The 14,819-nt window shown below is 71.3% G+C and carries 14 protein-coding genes; 5 read left to right on the top strand and 9 right to left on the bottom strand.

What is annotated here, in order from left to right; translation table 11 throughout:
* Positions 1–32: 32 nt before the first annotated feature.
* The 3 genes from wrbA to ACLJQM_RS32955 all read left to right on the top strand — a co-directional run bounded on the left by wrbA (position 33) and on the right by ACLJQM_RS32955 (position 3,038).
* Positions 33–647, top strand: coding sequence for an NAD(P)H:quinone oxidoreductase (wrbA, locus tag ACLJQM_RS32965; protein ID WP_360770038.1), 615 nt, complete (start codon positions 33–35; stop codon positions 645–647).
* Between the two features lie 49 nt (positions 648–696).
* A complete protein-coding gene (locus ACLJQM_RS32960) occupies positions 697–1,644 on the top strand; it encodes an EamA family transporter (RefSeq protein ID WP_410634228.1) in 948 nt (315 codons plus the stop codon).
* A gap of 92 nt (positions 1,645–1,736) precedes the next feature.
* Entirely contained in the window at positions 1,737–3,038 is a 1,302-nt protein-coding gene (locus ACLJQM_RS32955; RefSeq protein WP_410634486.1) for an amino acid permease, read from the top strand.
* Here ACLJQM_RS32955 and ACLJQM_RS32950 read toward each other — a convergent pair.
* Positions 3,013–3,201 (bottom strand): hypothetical protein, encoded by a 189-nt coding sequence (locus tag ACLJQM_RS32950; RefSeq protein WP_410634226.1) that lies wholly within the window; start codon positions 3,199–3,201, stop codon positions 3,013–3,015. The genes ACLJQM_RS32955 and ACLJQM_RS32950 overlap by 26 nt on opposite strands.
* A 132-nt stretch (positions 3,202–3,333) precedes the next feature.
* Between ACLJQM_RS32950 and ACLJQM_RS32945 the strand changes: the two genes are divergently transcribed.
* Both ACLJQM_RS32945 and ACLJQM_RS32940 read left to right on the top strand, forming a co-directional pair.
* Positions 3,334–4,527 carry a hypothetical protein gene (locus tag ACLJQM_RS32945; protein ID WP_410634224.1) on the top strand — a complete coding sequence of 398 codons (1,194 nt, stop codon included), beginning with the start codon at positions 3,334–3,336 and terminating at the stop codon, positions 4,525–4,527.
* Positions 4,528–4,568: 41 nt separating this feature from the next.
* Positions 4,569–5,438 carry a hypothetical protein gene (locus ACLJQM_RS32940; RefSeq protein WP_410634223.1) on the top strand — a complete coding sequence of 290 codons (870 nt, stop codon included), beginning with the start codon at positions 4,569–4,571 and terminating at the stop codon, positions 5,436–5,438.
* Between the two features lie 7 nt (positions 5,439–5,445).
* Here the strand turns inward: ACLJQM_RS32940 and ACLJQM_RS32935 are convergent, their stop codons facing one another.
* From ACLJQM_RS32935 to thyX, 8 genes are all read right to left on the bottom strand, one after another.
* Complete coding sequence (locus tag ACLJQM_RS32935) at positions 5,446–7,089, bottom strand: VWA domain-containing protein (RefSeq protein ID WP_410634222.1); 1,644 nt, start codon at positions 7,087–7,089, stop codon at positions 5,446–5,448.
* 327 nt (positions 7,090–7,416) lie between these two features.
* A complete protein-coding gene (locus tag ACLJQM_RS32930) occupies positions 7,417–9,114 on the bottom strand; it encodes a ribonuclease J (RefSeq protein ID WP_281506255.1) in 1,698 nt (565 codons plus the stop codon).
* Positions 9,111–10,124 carry a 4-hydroxy-tetrahydrodipicolinate synthase gene (gene dapA / locus ACLJQM_RS32925; RefSeq protein ID WP_360770021.1) on the bottom strand — a complete coding sequence of 338 codons (1,014 nt, stop codon included), beginning with the start codon at positions 10,122–10,124 and terminating at the stop codon, positions 9,111–9,113. Before dapA ends, ACLJQM_RS32930 begins: the two co-directional genes overlap by 4 nt.
* A gap of 101 nt (positions 10,125–10,225) precedes the next feature.
* Positions 10,226–11,719, bottom strand: coding sequence for a serine/threonine-protein kinase (locus ACLJQM_RS32920; RefSeq protein ID WP_410634220.1), 1,494 nt, complete (start codon positions 11,717–11,719; stop codon positions 10,226–10,228).
* A gap of 78 nt (positions 11,720–11,797) precedes the next feature.
* Positions 11,798–12,223, bottom strand: a complete 426-nt coding sequence (locus ACLJQM_RS32915; protein ID WP_360770015.1) for a hypothetical protein — start codon at positions 12,221–12,223, stop codon at positions 11,798–11,800.
* Positions 12,224–12,227: 4 nt separating this feature from the next.
* Entirely contained in the window at positions 12,228–13,469 is a 1,242-nt protein-coding gene (locus ACLJQM_RS32910; protein ID WP_360770013.1) for an Nramp family divalent metal transporter, read from the bottom strand.
* A 128-nt stretch (positions 13,470–13,597) separates the two neighbouring features.
* Positions 13,598–13,993, bottom strand: coding sequence for an ACT domain-containing protein (locus tag ACLJQM_RS32905; protein ID WP_247021127.1), 396 nt, complete (start codon positions 13,991–13,993; stop codon positions 13,598–13,600).
* Entirely contained in the window at positions 13,993–14,745 is a 753-nt protein-coding gene (thyX, locus tag ACLJQM_RS32900; protein WP_247021126.1) for an FAD-dependent thymidylate synthase, read from the bottom strand. Before thyX ends, ACLJQM_RS32905 begins: the two co-directional genes overlap by 1 nt.
* Positions 14,746–14,819 lie beyond the last annotated feature (74 nt).

Genomic DNA, 14,819 nt, shown 5'->3' with positions numbered 1-14,819 from the left:
ACGCCCGGCCCGGCACCCTAGAGTCGGCGGACGTGAGCACACGGATCCTCGTCGTCTACTACAGCTCGACCGGCAACACCGCGGCCCTCGCCGAGTCCCTCGCCGCCGGCGCCCGCGAAACCGGCGCCGACGTGCGGGTGCGGACCGTGCGGGAGACCGCGCCCGAGCAGGCCGTCGCGCAGAACCCGCGCTGGCAGGCCTGGATCGACGCCGGCCCGCACCACGCGCTGGCCGAGCTCGCCGACCTCGAGTGGGCCGACGGCCTCGCGATCGGCAGCCCGACCCGGTTCGGCGGCCCGGCCGCCCAGCTGAAGTCCTTCCTGGACAGCACGGGCGGGTTGTGGGCGAAGGGGAAGCTGGCCGACAAGGTCGCGACGTCGTTCACGACGGCGTCCACCGCGCACGGCGGCCTGGAGTCGACGCTGCTGGCGATCAACAACGTCTTCTACCACTGGGGCGCGATCGTCGTGCCGCTCGGCTACACCGACCCGCACCTGATGGAGTCGGGCAACCCGTACGGCGGCTCGTTCGTGTCCCGCAAGTCCGCGGCGCCCGACGACCTCGCCCTCGGCGCGCTGCGCGTCCAGGGGCGGCGGCTGGCGACCATCACCACGCACGTCGCGACGGGGCTCAAGCAGGCCGAGTAACCGCGAAAACCGCTTTGGCAGTGACGCGGTCGCGCTTAGAGTCGCCGGGGTGACCACCGAGCTGCCCGTCCTCGCCCCGCCCCGGGTCGCCCACCGCGGCCGCGGGACCACCCTCGTCCTGCTGGCCGCGCTGTTCTTCAGCACGTCGGGCACGCTGGGCAAGTCCGCGATGAGCGCCGGGATCACCCCGGAGCAGGTGGCCTCGATGCGCATCGCGCTGGCCGGGCTGGTGCTGCTCGCCGGGGTCGCGCTGGTCGCGCCGCGGAAACTCCGGGTGGGCCGGGCCGAGCTGCCGGTGCTGGCCGGCTACGGCCTCCTCGGCGTCGCCGGCGTGCAGCTGCTCTACTTCGTCGCCGCGGGCCGGATCCCGGTCGGCATCGCGATCCTGCTGGAGTTCGTCTCCCCCGTGCTGATCGCGCTGTGGGTGCGGTTCGTGTGGCGGCACCGGCTGCCGCGGTCGGTGTGGGGCGGCATCGCGCTGGCGATGGTCGGGCTGTCGCTGGTCGCGCAGGTCTGGCAGGGCGTGACGCTCGACGGCGTCGGCCTGCTCGCCGGCTTCGGCGCGGCGCTCTGCTCGGCCGGGTACTTCCTGCTCGGCGAGCGCGCGGTGGCCGACATCGACCCGCTGGGCCTGGTCACCTGGGGCATGGTGATCGGCGCGGTCGCCATCAGCTTCGCCGCGCCGCCGTGGACGTGGCCGGTCGGGCTGCTCGGCACCGACGTCGGCTTCGGCGCGTGGCACCCGCCGGTGTGGCTGCTGATCACCCTGCTGGTGCTGGTGGCGACGGTGCTGGCCTACGTCTTCGGGATTTCGTCGCTGCGGCACCTGCCGGCGTCGGTGGCGAGCGTGCTGGGGCTGGTCGAGCCGGTGATCGTCACCGTCACGGCGTGGGCGCTGCTCGGCGAGGAGCTCACCTGGCTGCAGCTGCTCGGTTCGGCGATCCTGCTCGGCGGCGCGTACCTGGTGCAGCGGAAGTCGGAGATCCTCGCGACCTGAGTTCTTCACGATGTGGTGCCGAAGTGCGAGAATCCCACACCGTGACGACGAAGTCCGGGCTGCGGCCCGACCTGCGGCAGCGGCACGTCCGCATGATCGCCCTCGGCGGCATCATCGGCGCGAGCCTGTTCATCGGCAGCGGCGCGGTGATCCGCACCGTAGGACCGGCGGCCGTGCTCTCGTACGCGCTGGGCGGCTTGCTCGTCGTGCTGGTGATGCGGATGCTCGGCGAGATGGCGACGGCCGCCCCCGCACTGGGCTCGTTCATGGAGTACGCCCGCGACTCGCTCGGCGGCTGGGCGGGCTTCACGATCGGCTGGCTGTACTGGTACTTCTGGGTCGGCGTGGTCGCGTTCGAGGCGGTGGCCGGCGCGAAGATCCTGCAGGGCTGGATCCCCGGCGTGCCGCAGTGGGTGTTCTCGCTGGCGCTGATGCTCCTGCTGACGGCGACGAACCTGGCGTCGGCGCGCTCGTTCGGGGAGACGGAGTTCTGGCTGGCGTCGATCAAGGTCGCGACGATCGTGGTGTTCCTGGTACTGGGCCTGCTGTTCGTGCTGGGGCTCTGGCCGGGAGCGCACTTCTCGGTCGGCAACATCGCTCTCGACGGTTTCGTGCCCCACGGCGGCTTTTCGGTCGTCCACGGCGTGGTGATCGTGATTTTTTCCTATTTCGGCGCGGAAATCGTGACGATCGCAGCGGCGGAGTCCGACCAGCCGGAGACGGCGGTCCGCAAGGCGACGTCGACGATCGTCTGGCGCGTGATCGTGTTCTACGTGGGTTCGGTGACCCTGCTGGTGATGATCACGCCGTGGCGCGAAATCCCCAGCGAGACAAGCCCGTTCGCGGCGGCGTTCGGCCGCTTCGGCGTCCCGGCGGCGTCGACGATCGTGAGCGCGGTGGTCCTGACGGCGGCCCTGTCGGTGCTGAATTCGGGGCTGTACACGGCATCCCGGATGCTGTTCGCGCTGCGGCGCCACGGCTGGGCGCCGTCGTGGATCTCGGACACGAACAAGCGGGGCGTCCCGTGGAAGGCGATCCTGGTGTCCACTTCGGTCGGTTACGTGGCGGTGGTGATGAGTTACGTGTCCCCGGACAAGATCTTCTACTTCATCATCAATTCGGCGGGCGCGGTGGCGTTGTTCGTGTACGCGATCATCTGCGGGTCCCAGTTGCGGATGCGGCGTGCGCTGGAGGCTTCGGCACCGGAGAAGCTGAAGCTGCGCATGTGGGGGTACCCGTGGCTGAGCTGGGTGACGCTGGTGCTGACGCTGGCGGTGGTGGCGTCGATGCTGTTCGTGGACTCGGATGCGCGGTCCCAGCTGTATTTGAGTCTCATCAGCCTGGCGGTGATCTTGGGCGTTTACGCCCTCATCCGCCGGCGATCCGCTGCCTGACCGGTTCGGCCCCGGCGAGCTTGGCGAAGGTTCCATACAGCTCGGTCGCCGAAGCGTTTTCAGGGCTGCGAAGGGCGAGAGCGAGCCCGATCAGGAGGACGGCGTAGCGCATCCCCCGGAGCATCAGCGGCAAGACGGCCATGAAGATCAACGAGTTGTTCACGCCTTCAGCCTGCGTGACTCGCGGGCCCATCACGGTCCCGGTCGGACCGCGGGGACGGGATTAGACTGGACCGCCTGGTAGAGCGCTTCGTCCGACGTGTCCGACGGGGTCCGCGAGGGTGGGGGGCCGGGGATGGGTGAGTTGCTGCGGCAACTCGAATCGCTGGAGAATCGGGCACGAGCGGCCAGGAAGAAGACGGGTAAGGACGACTCGCGAGGCACCGCCGCGAAGCAGGCCGGGCTGGCCAAGCAAACCGTGAGCGGCTGGTTCTCACGGACTTCCCCGCGGGTGCCGAAGGACTACGACCAGCTGTGGAGACTCGTCGAGCTCTACAGCCACTGGGCCGGCGAAAAGCCGAGCCGGCAGTACTGGGCCACGCTGGTCGAGCAGTCCCGCCCCGTCCCGCAACCGGCGGGCCCGGCACTCGGCCGCCCGATCCCGCACTGGGACCCGTTCGACCTGGAAGTCCACCGCTCGATCGACGCCGGCGCCGCCGCCGCCGCGGGGCTCTCCCCGTTGCCCACGTACATCGCCCGCCCGCATGACGAGTCGCTGCGCGAAGCCGTCTCTTCGGCACGACGGGGCACCAGCTCGATGGCGGTCCTCGTCGGCGAATCGTCGACGGGGAAGACCCGCGCCTGCTGGGAAGCGGTGAAGTCGCTGCCTGCCCCGTGGCGGCTCTGGCACCCGATCGATCCGGATCGCCCGGAAGCCCTGCTCTCCGTGCTGGACTCCGGCATCCCACCGCACACGGTGCTCTGGCTGAACGAGATCCAGTTCTACCTGCTGCCCAGCACCGGGGAGCGGATCGCGGCCGGCCTCCGCGAGCTGCTGCGGACTCCCACGTCGGGGCCGGTGCTCGTGCTGGGTACGACGTGGCCCGACCACTGGTGGCGGCTCACCAGGCAGCCACCGCCGAACGAGCCGGACGCGCACGCGCAGGCGCGCCAGCTGCTGGACGGGACCGACATCAGCGTCCCCGACCGCTTCGACGAAAAGGCCATGCGTGCCCTCCACGCTGCTTCGGAAGGTGATCCACGGCTGGCCACCGCGGAAGACGCCCACGGGAAAGTCGTCCAGTTCCTTTCGGGCGCGCCGAAGCTGATGGAGCGCTACCGGAACGCCCCTCGCCCGGCGAAAGCGGTTTTGGACGCGGCCGTTGACCTCAGGAGATTCGACTACCCCACCCCGATCCCCGAAGAGCTGCTGCGCCAGGCAGCGGCGAGCTACTTCCCGCCGGGGACTTCGACACCTTGCCGGACGATTGGTTCGAGCGTGCGCTGGAAGTCGTCTGCTCACCGGCCCGCGGGCTACCCGGACCGCTGACCCGCGTGCGGCGGAGACCGGGGGCTGCCGAAGAAGGCCCGGTGAAGTTCCGTGTCGCCGATTACCTGGAGCAGCAGGTCGGCGAGGAGCGGAAGAATTCGTTCCCACCCGAAGCGGTCTTCCGCGCGATTCACGCCCTGACCGACGAGCCGGAACGCCTTCACGTCGTCGCGAGCCGATTGGGCAACCTGTGGCGCGACCGCATGGCAGCCTTTCTGCACCACCGCGCGCTGTCTCTGGGCCATTGGCAGTCCGCCCGCCCGCTCGCCGAGTTGCTGGAATTGGCCGGAGACCTGCCCGGTGCCACTTCGGTGCTCGAAGCAGCACCGCATCGGGACGACTTGGCGGTCGATCAGCTCATGAGACTGCTGGTCCAGCAGGAGCGATTCGATCGAGTGGAGGAGCTGGCCGAGGAAGAATTCAAGGCCGGCGCCGCGCGAGCGCTTCTGGCCGCATTGGAGGGCGTGGAATCACCCGAGGCGATGCGGGAATACGAGGCCATCACGACCCGGGTGCTGTTCCCATCCGGTGCGTCCGAAGAACAAATCCAGGCGAACGCACAAGTCTTCCACAACGGAATCGAGGACGGCAATGCGCGCCGGCGGGAGTACCTGCGGCTGCTGAGCGAACTGGCGGAAAGCGACGATCCCGCGCTCGACGCACAGCGAGCCGCGGTCAGGGACCTCGATTCCCGGGTGCTGGCTTACGAGCAGGCGGACGATCCGGAGTCGGCGCACGAGATCCTGATCGAGGCGCTCGGCGTCGAGGCGATCGACATCGACCGGGTCGTCGGGTTCTACGAACGCCGTGGGCTCTCCGCGGAGGCGGAAGCCGTCCACCGGTTCGGCGTCGACGACCGCGGTCTTCCGGCGCGGAGCTTCGACTTGGGCCTCCTGCACGCCGGGTGGTGACCGCCGCTCAGCCGCCGGCGATGCGGCTCAGGGCTCCGAAGAACACGTCCGTGATCTTCGTCGGGTCCGGGGCCACGAACGCCTGGCCGCCCGTTGCCGCCGTGATCTGGTCCAGCTCCGGTTTGTCCGCGTCCGGGCCGACGCCCACGCCGATCAGCGGGATCGGGCGGCGGGGGTCCTGGAGTTTGGCCAGCTCGGCCAGCAGGTCCGGGCGGCTGATGCTGTGCGGGTCCTCGTTGCGGCCGTCCGTCATCACGATCACCAGGTTGAGGCGGCCGGGCTCCCACTCGCGGCGGGCGGTGCGGTAGGTGTCCAGAACGCTGTCGTACAAGCCGGTTCCGCCGTCCGCGGTCGCCTTCAGCTGGGCGAGCTTGTCCAGTGCGCCGCCGGCCAGGTGCTGGGCCACCGGGGCCATCGGCAGGATCTCGCGGTAGTCCTTGTCGCCGTCGAGCTTGGTCGAGAACGCCAGCATGCGCAGCTGCGTCGCCGGTTTGAAGAGGTGCAACGCCTTCTGCGTCGCCTCCACCGTCAGCTGCATCCGGTTCAGCGACGTGCCGGGCACCTGCGCGTTCATCGAACCCGAGACGTCGAGCAGCACCTGCACGCGCGCGCTCAGGTTGACGCCCGCCCACTGGTTGAGCAGTTCGTCGACGGTGGTGGCCGGTGGCAGGTTCGTGGCCTTGAAGCCCGTCGGCGCCACGCGGGGGTCGTCGGTGTGGTCGCGCAGGGCCTGGCCGCCCGCCGCGCGCAGGCCCGTCTTCGCGATCGCGTCGGCGCCGGGGCCGCCGAGCAGTGCCTCCCGCAGCGCGTCGATGATCGGGCGCTGCTTCGGGGTGATGCCGCCCAGTTCCGCGAACGGGTAGTCCAAAGTGGGCACCGCGGTCGAGTAGACGGCGACGAGCGGCGACGACGTGTCCTCGATGTTGTGGCGCAGCAAGGAGTTCTCCGACGCGGGGAACGCCGTCACCGCGGCCGTGCCGCTGCCGTCGCTCGAGCCCGGCAGCCGCGCGATCAGGTCCGTCTCGGCGCCGAGCGCGTTGACCGAGAACCGCCGCAGCAGCGCGACGTACGCGGCCGAGGGCTCGGGCGCGGCCTTCACGCTGTCACGCAGGCCGAGCAGCGCCAGCGCGCCGACCGCGTCATGGGCCGGGTCGGGCATGCCGGGGACGACCCCGGGCCCGGCCAGGACCTCCGCCCACGTCGGCGTGCGGTCGGGCCAGCCGAGGCCCTTGGCGACGTCCGCGGCGACGCCGAGCACCACCGGCGAACTGGCCACCGACGCCCCGCTTTCGGGCACGTCAGCGGCCCCGAGCTGGTGCGCGCGGCGCAGGGCGAGCGTGGAGTCGGGCACCCACACCTGCGGGCGCGGGCTGCCGTCGGACATGGCGAGCCGCTCGGCGGCCTGCGTCGCCTCCCTGGTCTGGACCTCGACGCTGCCGCACGCGAGGTCCAGACCCCGCGCGACGAGCGACAACGCGGGCGCGATGTCCGAGGACGCCGTCACGAGCACGTTCGCGGGCTGGTCACACCCGGGCTTCCGGCCGACGGCCGACACCGTCACCCAGGCCGCGCCACCGAGGACGAGCACGAGCCCGATCGCGAGGGCGGGCACGAGCAGCCGGCGTCGCCCATCCGGCGAGTGACGTCCCATCGGCGCGGCCTCTCTGCGCGAGGCGAGTGGGGACCAAGGTTATCCCGCGGCAAAGCGGCATCTCGTGGTCCAGACGGCGTAACAGGCCCCTAGGGACAAGCTCATCCCTGGGAGGGACCCGGTCCGTCCGATGGCGGGATGTCCGGGCCCGCGTCAGGCGAAACACTTGACCCCATGAAGCCGACACGTGCCGAACAGCGCCGGGCTCGGCGGGCGCTTCTCCGCCAGGGCGTCACCGCCACGCTGGCGCTGCTGCTGGCCAAAGCCCGCTGAACGCCGTGAAGGCCACCTCGATGATCCGAGGTGGCCTTCACGAAGCGAGGTAAATCAGACCGGGATGACCGTCGGGACGATCATCGGGCGGCGGCGGTAGGTGTCCGCCACCCAGCGGCCGACCACGCGGCGGACCGCCTGGGCGATGCGGTGGGTGTCGGTGATCCCCTCCGCCTCCGTGCGGGCCAGCTCCATCTCCACCAGCGGGACGACCGCGTCGAGGGCCTTCGGGTCGTCCGAGAAGCCGCGGCCCGCGACCGTCGGGGGGCTGACCGGCCGGCCCGTGTTCGAGTCCACCGCCACGTTGATCGCGATGAAGCCGCCCTCGCCGAGGACCAAGCGGTCCGACAGGGTCGACTCGCCCACGTCGCCGACCGAGAGGCCGTCGACGTAGACGTGGCCGACCTCGACGCGGCCGGTGCGGGTGGCCTTGCCGTCGACCAGGTCGACGACCACGCCGTCCTCGGCGATGACCACGTTCTCCGCGGCCACGCCGGTGCGGATGGCCAGCTCGCCGTTCGCGCGCAGGTGCTTCCATTCGCCGTGGACCGGCATCACGTTGCTCGGGCGCACCGCGTTGTACAGGTACAGCAGCTCGCCCGCCGACGCGTGGCCGGACACGTGGACCTTCGCGTTGCCCTGGTGGACGACGTTCGCGCCGAGCCGGGTCAGGCCGTTGACCACGCCGAACACCGCTGTCTCGTTGCCCGGGATCATCGAGCTGGCCAGCACGACCGTGTCGCCCGCGCGGATCGAGATCTGGCGGTGCTCGCCGCGCGCCATCCTCGACAGCGCCGAAAGGGGCTCGCCCTGCGAGCCCGTCGAGACGAACAGGACCTTGCTCTCGGGCAGGTTGCTCGCCTGGTCGAGGTCGACCAGCAGGCCGTCCGGCACGTTGAGCAGGCCCAGCTCGGCGGCGATGCCCATGTTGCGGACCATCGAGCGGCCGACGAACGCGATCCGGCGGCCGTGCCGGTGCGCCGCGTCCAGCACCTGCTGGACGCGGTGGACGTGGCTGGCGAAGCAGGCCACGATCACGCGCTGGTCGACGCGGCGGATGACGTCGTCGAGGACCGGGCCGATGTCGCGCTCGGGCATGACGAACCCGGGGACCTCGGCGTTGGTCGAGTCCACGCAGAACAGGTCGACGCCCTCGTCGCCGAGCCGCGAGAAGCCGGCCAGGTCGGTGAGGCGCCCGTCCAGCGGGAGCTGGTCGAGCTTGATGTCGCCGGTGTGCAGGACCACGCCGGCCGGGGTGCGGATGGCCACGGCCAGCGCGTCCGGGATCGAGTGGTTCACCGCGAAGAACTCGAGGTTGAACACGCCGACGTCGCGGCGCTCGCCCTCGCGGACCTCGATCAGCTTCGGCCGCTGCCGGTGCTCCTTGGCCTTGGCCGCGAGCAGCGCGTTGGTGAACCGCGAGCCGTAGATCGGCAGGTCCGGCCGCAGGCGCAAGAGGAACGGGACGGCACCGATGTGGTCCTCGTGCCCGTGGGTGAGCACCAGACCTTCGATGTCGTCGAGGCGGTCCTCGATCGCGCGGAAGTCGGGCAGGATCAAGTCGACGCCGGGCTGGTCGTCCTCGGGGAAGAGCACCCCGCAGTCGACGATGAGCAGCCGGCCGCCGAATTCGAAGACGGTCATGTTGCGCCCGACCTCGCCGATGCCGCCCAGCGCGACTACGCGCAGGGCTCCCTCGGGGAGTGCGGGCGGGGCGTTGGTGGGGCCTGGACCGGGGGGAAGTGAGCTCACCGAGGCAGGGTCCCAACGCTGGTGTGCGAGGTCGGCGCCACGTAGGCGGCCCTCGAGTCTGCTTGTGCCACCCGCTCACCATGCCAGTCCTGGGCCGCCGTGTCGCCCAGCGGCACGCCGCCCTGGGCCAGATCGGCGGCGATCGCGACCACCTGCTCCTCGGTCGCCGGGGCGATCGGGAGGCGCGGGTGGCCGATGTCGAAGCCGCGCAGCCGCAGCGCCGCCTTGCTGAACGCGACCCCGCCGACCCGCGACATCGCGCGCAGCACCGGCAGCATCGCGCGGTGGTTCGTGCGCGCGGTGGACGTGTCGCCGTTCTCGTAGGCGTCGATCATCGCGCGGATCCGGCCCGCGACGACGTGACCGATCACACTCACCACGCCGGTGCCGCCGACGGAGATCCACGGCAGGTTCAGGCCGTCGTCACCCGAGTAGTAGGCGAGGTGGGTGTTCGCGATGACCTCGGAGCCGGCGATGAGGTCGCCCTTGGCGTCCTTGACCGCGACGATCCGCGGGTGTTCGGCCAGCCGCAGCAGCGTGTCGACCTCGATCGGGACGACCGAGCGCGGCGGGATGTCGTAGAGCATCACCGGCAGCCCGCTGCTGTCGGCGACCGTGGTGAAGTGCGCGTACAGCCCGGCCTGGCTCGGCCGCGAGTAGTACGGGGTGACCACGAGCAGGCCGTGCGCGCCCGCCGCCTCGGCCTGCTTCGCCTGCTCGATGCTGTGCGCGGTGTTGTTGGTGCCCGCGCCGGCCACGATCGTCGCGCGGTCGCCGACGGCCTCGACCACGGCGCGGATCAGCTGCTGCTTCTCGTCGTCGGTCGTGGTCGGGCTCTCGCCGGTGGTGCCGTTGACGACCAGGCCGTCGTTACCCAGCTCCACGAGGTGCTCGGCGAGCTCCTGCGCCCGCTTCAGGTCCAGTGACCCGTCGGCGTCGAAGGGGGTGGCCATCGCGGTGAGCACGCGCCCGAACGGCCGTCCGGGCGCTGCGGTAGGTGGGTTGGACATGCCCAGACGGTACCCCGTCCCCCCGACAAAACCGCGCCGACCTGGTCACCTCCGGCGAAGTGCGGAGGATTTCCGGGACCCGGCCGCTCGTCGCGGAACTTCTACTTGACCTTGGTCACGATCGGCGCGGTGATCGGCCCGCCGTCGGACCGGGCGAGCACGCAGTAGAACTCGCGGGTGGGCTCTTCGCCGCTCTTCGACGGCGCGCTCTCCCACGCCGCCTGGGTCGGCACGAGCGCGCGGAAGGTGAGGTCCTGCCGCTTGGGCTCGGGCACGATCGACGAGCGGAACGCGGTCGCGCACGCCGCCTCGGCGCTCGCCGTCACCGCGGCCTGGCCGGGGTAGGCGGCCACCTTGGCGTCGTCGGAGTTCCAGTTCTCGACCGACAGCAGGCCGCCGATCTCGTAGACCTCCAGCGTGTGGCTCTTGTCGCAGTCGGTCTTGTTGTCGTCGTCGCTGATGATCGAGCCGTCCTGCACCGGGGTGTTGAAGCACCGGTAGTAGCCGCCGATGGCGGTGCGGAGCTGCCCGTTGAGGCCGAAGGTCATGGTCGGCTGCTTCTGCTGGTCGACCGCCGGGGTCTGATAGGCCTTGCCCGCGAAGAACCCGCCGACCAGGGCACCGACGACGAGCACCGCGGCGAGCGAGAGCCACAGCGCGCGGAGGTTCTTCTTCGGCGGCGGCTGCGGGGCCGTCCGCGTCGCCGGGCCGGCCAGCATCGCGGTGCCGTTCGGCGGGGTCGGGCGCATGCCCTGCGCCGTGGTCAGCAGGTTCTGCGCCTGGGCGGCGGACAGCCGCGCGTCGGGGTTCGCGACGAGCAGGCCGAGGATCGCCGCGGCGATCGGGCCGTGGCCGCGGGTCAGGTACGGGATTTCGGTCATGATCGCGTGCAGCGTCGCCGCCGTGGTGGCGCGCTCGAACGGGATCGTGCCTTCGACGGCGAAGAACAGCGTCGCGCCGAGGGACCACAGGTCGGACGCGGGCAGCGCCTCGCGGCCTTCGACGCGCTCGGGCGCCATGAACGCGGGCGAGCCGACGATCATGCCGCTGGTGGTCAGGCGCGGGTCGTCGACGGCGTGCGCGATGCCGAAGTCGGTGAGCTTCACGCGGCCGTCCGGCGCGACCAAAATGTTGGCCGGCTTGACGTCGCGGTGCACGATCCCGGCGGTGTGCGCGGCCTGCAGCGCGGCCAGCACCCGCTCCCCCATCAGCGCGGCCTGCGCGCCGGGCATCGGGCCGCGCTGGCGCACGAGGTCGGCCAGCGACGGCGCTTCGACGAGCTCCATGACGATGAACGTGGTGCCGCCGTCGGTGACGACGTCGTAGACGGTGACGACCGCGGGGTCGTTGAGCCGGCCGCCGGTGCGCACCTCCCGCAGCGCGCGCTCGGAGAAGACGGCGGCGGACTCGGCGTCGGGCAGGCGCAGTTCCTTGACGGCGACCTGCCGCCCGATGACCTGGTCCTGCGCCCGCCACACGACGCCCATGCCGCCGCGGCCGAGTTCGCCGAGCAGCAGGTAGCGGCCGGCGACGACCCGCTGACCAGGCGTGACGGGCGCCTGGGGTGGGTACGGACGGGTCTGTTCGTCGGTCACGGTGCTCCTTTTGGCGGCGGTCGCGCAGATGCTAGTCGGACCGCCGCCGGGCGCCGCGGGTTCCGCGGAATTCGTGACTCAGCGGTGAGTCTCGCCGCGGTACGGGAGCCACCGGTAGCCGGGCGCGAAGACGCTGAACTCGGCGCGGCCGCCGGTCGCCGTCCAGATGTCTTCGGAAACCACCAGGCCGGGGAAGGCGGTCAGGTCCTCGGTCACCAGGTCGGTGTAGACGCGGAACCCGCCGGTGCCGACCCCGGCGAGGGCGTAGCGGTAGACCGGTGGAGCGGTCCGGAGCTGCCAGTACAGCCGCCGGCCCGCCGCGGTCATCGTCGCCGCGTCTTCGGCCGGGGCGACCCCGGACGGGCCTTCGGGCGCCACTCCGCACCACCAGCCGGCGCCGTCGGAGAAGACAGAGGTGGGCCAGCCGTCGAAATGGCGGGCAAGGTCACGAGCGTGGTTCTCCCGCGCGCCGCATTCGGCGTTGAGGGCGTAGACCCGGGTCACCGGCTCAGCTTACGAAGGTCAGGTAGATGAGGACCAGGTTCAGCGCGATGATGATCGCCGCGATCACCCAGGCGGCCACCGTCGTCAGCCGGTGGTTGGCGTTTTCGCCCATCAGCGTGCGGTCGGCCGTCAGGCGGATCAGCGGCACCAGGGCGAACGGGATCCCGAACGACAGCACCACCTGGGACACGACCAGCGCGGCGCTCGGGTCGGTGCCCAGCGCCAGCACCACGATCGCCGGGGTGAGGGTGACGAGCCGGCGCAGGACCAGCGGGATCCGCTTGTGCAGCAGGCCCTGCATGATCATCGCGCCCGCGTACGCGCCGACCGACGTCGAGGCCAGGCCGGAGGCCAGCAGGCCGATCGCGAACAGCAGCGCGACGCCCGGGCCGAGCGCTCCGGCGACCGCGGTGTGCGCGCCTTCGATGCTGTCGACGCCGGCTTGGCCCTGGAGGTTCGTCGCGGCCAGCAGGAGCATGCCGAGGTTCACCGCGCCGGCCAGGAGCATCGCCAGGCCGACGTCGGCGCGGGTCGCGCGCAGCAGGCGGCGGCGGGTGGTGACGTCCGGCAGGCCGTGGCGGTCGCGGACCAGACCGGAGTGCAGGTAGACGGCGTGCGGCATGACCGTCGCGCCGAGCATCGCGGCGGCGATGAGGACGCTGCCGGCGCCGTCGAACTTCGGGACCAGGCCGCCGAGGGTGTCTGCGGCCGACGGCGGCTCGACGAACAGGCTCGCCAGGAAGCCGACGGCGATGACCAGCAGCAGGCCGGTGACGACGCGCTCAAACGTCCGCTGGCCGCCGCGGTCCTGGACCGCCAGCAGCGTCAGCGAAACCGCGCCGGTGATCAAGCCGCCGACGACGAGCGGCAGGTCGAACAGCAGGGTGAGGGCGATCGCGCCGCCGACGACCTCGGCCAGGTCGGTGGCGATGGCGACGACCTCGGCCTGCGCCCAGTAGGCCAGCCGCGCGGGCCCGGACAGCCGGGCGCGCAGGGCCTCCGGCAGCGACATCCCGCTGACCAGGCCCAGCTTCGCCGACAGGTACTGCACCAGCACGGCCATCAGGTTCGCCGCGACGATCACCCAGACCAGCAGGTAGCCGTAGCGGGCTCCGGCGCTGATGTTGGAGGCGACGTTCCCGGGGTCGACGTACGCGATCGCGGCGACGAACGCGGGCCCGAGCAGGGCCGAGCCCGTGCGCAGGCGGGTGGCCAGTCTCGGCCGCACGGCCTCGGTCACTGCCACGGCGCCTGCCTCTCAACCGGATGTCGGGGACCCCAAATCGAAGTTTAGGCGTGCCGAACTTTCGATTTCAAGGGTGACGGGTCCCACCGTCGTGCCCGGAGTACCCGGTGATCGCCCGTCGAAAAGCGTCAGGCGTGCCCGACCTCGTGCCCGGATTCGCGCAGCGCCGTCACCGCGTGCTCGAGATCGGTGGCGCGGACGAGGATGTGGTCGGTGTCGAACGTCGACATCGAGAACAGCGCGACCCCGGCCGCGGCCAGCTCCGAAGCCAGCGCGGCGATGATGCCGGTCAGCGTGAACTCCAGCGGGCCGCGGACGGACAGGAGCCGCCAGCCGTCCTCCGCCGCCGTGCTGCCGGCCGGCTCGCGGCCGGCCGGGCAGATCACCGACAGCTCCTGGGGGGTGCGGGTCACCGAGACGAAGGCTTCGCCGGGCTCGAAGAGCTCGGCGGGCACCGGGGCGTCCGCGGGCAGCCGGACGACGGCGTAGTCACCGGGCCGGACGTCGATCGCGAGTCGTTTCATCAGCCTTCGAACACCTTCGGGCTAGTGGCGATCTCGGTGCCGTCCGGCAGCGTCGAGATCGTGAAGTCCGCGAAGACGTTCGCGGCCGCTTTCTGCAGCTGGCGCAGGCATTCGACGGCGAGCTCACGGATCTCGACGTCGGCGTGCTCGGTCGCGCGCATCGCGACGAAGTGGCGCCAGGCGCGGTAGTTGCCGGTGACGACGATGCGCGTCTCGGTCGCGTTGGGCAGCACCGCCCGCGCGGCCTGGCGGGCCTGCTTGCGGCGCAGCGTCGCGCTCGGGACGTCGGCGAACTTCTCCTCCAGGCCGGCGAGGAGCTCGGTGTAGGCGTCGACGCTCGCCTGCGTCGCGGCGAGGAACTTCTCGTGCAGCACCGGGTCGTTCGCGATCACGTCCGGCTCGACGACGGCGGCGGTGCGCTCCGGGACGTAGCGCTGCGAGAGCTGGGAGTAGGAGAAGTGGCGGTGGCGGATCAGCTCGTGCGTCAGGGACCGCGAGATGCCGGTGATGTAGAAGGTCACCGAGCCGTGCTCCAGCACCGAAAGGTGGCCGACGTCCATGATGTGCTCGAGGTAGCCGGCGTTGGTCGCGGTGGCGGGGTTCGGCTTCTGCCACGACTGGTAGCAGGCCCGGCCGGCGAACTCGGCCAGCGCCTCGCCGCCGTCGGCGTCGGTCGACCATGGGACGTCCTCGGGCGGGAAGAACTCCGTTTTCGCGATCAGCTGCACCCTGGGTGACACGGTTTCGGTCACGTCAGCACTCCTTGTCCACGACTCCCCCGGCAGCCTATCCGCGGGCCGTGCGGGAGTCCCGGGCGACGCGTGAC

The organism is Amycolatopsis sp. cmx-4-83 (genome assembly GCF_046548815.1).
GTDB classification, from domain to species: Bacteria; Actinomycetota; Actinomycetes; order Mycobacteriales; family Pseudonocardiaceae; genus Amycolatopsis; species Amycolatopsis pretoriensis_A.
This window is presented reverse-complemented; position numbering and strand designations above follow the sequence as displayed.